Origin of the sequence: Neobacillus drentensis, from assembly GCF_036965425.1 — a bacterium.
GTDB classification, from domain to species: Bacteria; Bacillota; Bacilli; order Bacillales; family Cytobacillaceae; genus Neobacillus; species Neobacillus drentensis_F.
This window is the reverse complement of record NZ_JBALPP010000049.1, coordinates 1-2,407: the sequence shown is the minus strand read 5'-3', so window position 1 is coordinate 2,407 and position 2,407 is coordinate 1. Positions and strand designations below refer to the sequence as shown.

The 2,407-nt window shown below is 36.4% G+C and carries 3 protein-coding genes; all 3 read right to left on the bottom strand.

The genetic code is table 11. From position 1 onward, the window contains the following. Window positions 1-97: 97 nt before the first annotated feature. From V7161_RS13850 to V7161_RS13840, 3 genes are read right to left on the bottom strand one after another with little or no spacing between them, the layout of a single operon-like run. Window positions 98-820 carry an amino acid ABC transporter ATP-binding protein gene (locus V7161_RS13850; RefSeq protein WP_335445752.1) on the bottom strand — a complete coding sequence of 241 codons (723 nt, stop codon included), beginning with the start codon at window positions 818-820 and terminating at the stop codon, window positions 98-100. After that, a complete protein-coding gene (locus V7161_RS13845; RefSeq protein ID WP_335445750.1) occupies window positions 813-1,472 on the bottom strand; it encodes an amino acid ABC transporter permease in 660 nt (219 codons plus the stop codon). The genes V7161_RS13850 and V7161_RS13845 overlap by 8 nt, the downstream gene beginning before the upstream one ends. 27 nt (window positions 1,473-1,499) lie before the next feature. Continuing rightward, entirely contained in the window at window positions 1,500-2,276 is a 777-nt protein-coding gene (locus V7161_RS13840; protein ID WP_335445748.1) for an ABC transporter substrate-binding protein, read from the bottom strand. Window positions 2,277-2,407: the final 131 nt, after the last annotated feature.

Below are 2,407 nucleotides of genomic sequence, written 5' to 3'. Positions count from 1 at the left end.
CGCTCCAATCAACTGTGTTTAACATCAACAATTGCCTTTAATTTAGCCTAAATAAAAAGATGATCAATATGACCATCTTTTAACTTCATTTATATAATTATAACACTTTTTCCAGAAAGTCTTTTGCTCTGGTTGTACGAGGATTATTAAAAAATTCATTCGGAGTGCCTTCTTCTAGTAATTTCCCCTCATCAAGAAACATGATGCGGTCAGAAACCTCCCGCGCAAATCCCATTTCATGGGTTACGATGGCCATGGTCATTCCAGATTGTGCCAGGTCCTTCATAACGTTTAATACTTCTTTTACCATTTCCGGGTCAAGCGCTGAAGTAGGTTCATCAAACAGCATCAGCTTTGGTTCCATTGCCAGAGCACGAGCAATGGCAACACGCTGCTTCTGTCCGCCTGACAAATTATTTGGATATGCTGTTTCTTTTTCGGATAGACCAACTTTAGCCAGCAATTCCCGAGCTTTTTTTTCAGCAGTTTCCCTGGATTCCCCTTTAACCTTCATCGGTGCGTAAGTTAAGTTTTCCAGAACTGTCAAATGGGGAAATAAATAAAAGTGCTGAAAAACCATACCGATTTGTTCCCGAACCTTCATTATATTCGTTTTCTTATCAGTAATCTCCTGATTATTGACCCAGACCTTTCCTTGCGAAGGTGTTTCTAACATATTCAAACAACGAAGAAAGGTGGACTTACCGGAACCTGAAGGTCCAATAATGGAGACAACTTCCCCGCTGTCAATATGGGTAGAAATATTTTTTAAGACTTCGTTTTCTCCGAATTGTTTATAGAGGTTTTCCACTTTAATCACTGAACTTCATCCTCCTTTCAACTATTCGTCCCAGCGTTGTCAGTACCATTATCATTAACCAATAGATTAAACCTACAAAGATCAATGGTTCAAAATTCCGATACGTATCTGCCCCCACTACCTGAGCTCGGCGCATAAGGTCTAAATAGCCTATTGTAGAGACCAGTGCCGATTCCTTAGTCAAAGTGACAAATTCATTCATGAGTGCAGGTAAAATATTTTTAAACGCTTGGGGCAGGATGATATCCTTCATCATTAAACGGTAAGGAACTCCAAGCGCTTGGGCAGCTTCGGTTTGTCCCTTATCAACTGCCTGAATACCTGCTCTGATAATCTCTGAAACATATGCAGCTGAATTTAAGCCAAAAGCCAAGATCGATGCTAAGAATGGCTGAATGTCATAGCCTGTTAATTGTGGAATGGCAAAATATATTAACATTAATTGCAAAATTAACGGAGTACCACGAAAAATAGATGTGTATACCTTGCCAATCCAATTTAATGCCTTATTACTTGAAATCTTAAACAAAGATAAAATTGTTCCAAGGAGAAATCCAAAAATAATCGCAATGATAACAAATTTTAATGTAACCCATATTCCTTTTAGGATAAAAGGAATATAAGGCACAATTTGGCTAAAATCCAAATTCATGCCTTACACCTCACTTCAATATTTTAATTATTGTTGGTCTTTTAACCACTTATCTTTTAATTCTTGGAGTTTTCCGTTATCCTCCATGTTTTTAAGAACCTTATTTACATCGTCAATCATGTCACTGCCTTTAGGAAATGCAACGGCCATCCCTGGAGAACTTGTTGTTGGATCATCAAATCCAGCTAAGCCTTGTTCCTTAATGTAGCCTGTAGCAACTGATTTATCTAAATAAGCGACTTGAATTCGGTGTGATAATAACTCTTGAATTAAAGTAGTTGCATTATCTAATGGCTTAAGAGTGAAATCCACCTGTTTTTGCAGGGTTTTTGCACCTTCTTCTTGGATTGTCCCAAGCTGAACCCCAACTATTTTTCCTTTTAGATCATCAAGTGTTTTAATATTAGCATCCTTTAATGTTAAGAACATTTCACCTGAATGGTTATAAGGAGTTGAAAAATCAACATTTTTCTTGCGCTTTTCTGTTGCCGACATACCTGCAAGAACCATATCTACACGCTTAGCCTGTAAGGCACCGATTAAGCCATCAAACTTCATGTCTTTAATCTCTAATTTATAACCTAATTCCTTTGCAATTGCATTCGCTAAGTCAATATCAAAACCTTCAACCTTGCCAGATGGATCTCTTGATTCAAATGGAGCAAAATCAGCAGATGTTGCCATCGTTAATACTTTTTTGTCTGTAGTTTTTCCTCCATTTGCTCCGTCCTTATTAGTTTGGCCGCATGCAGCTAAAACAACTAAAGTTAAGATAAGAGTTAATGATAAGATTGTCTTTTTCATGATGTCTCCTCCTATATTTAAAAGGTATTTTTTTATAACAACTTGAATTTTTATTCAACAGAACGAATAATAACACATGAATATTATTTTGAAAAGATATTTTTTTAATATAAAAATATTCAAATAATTCT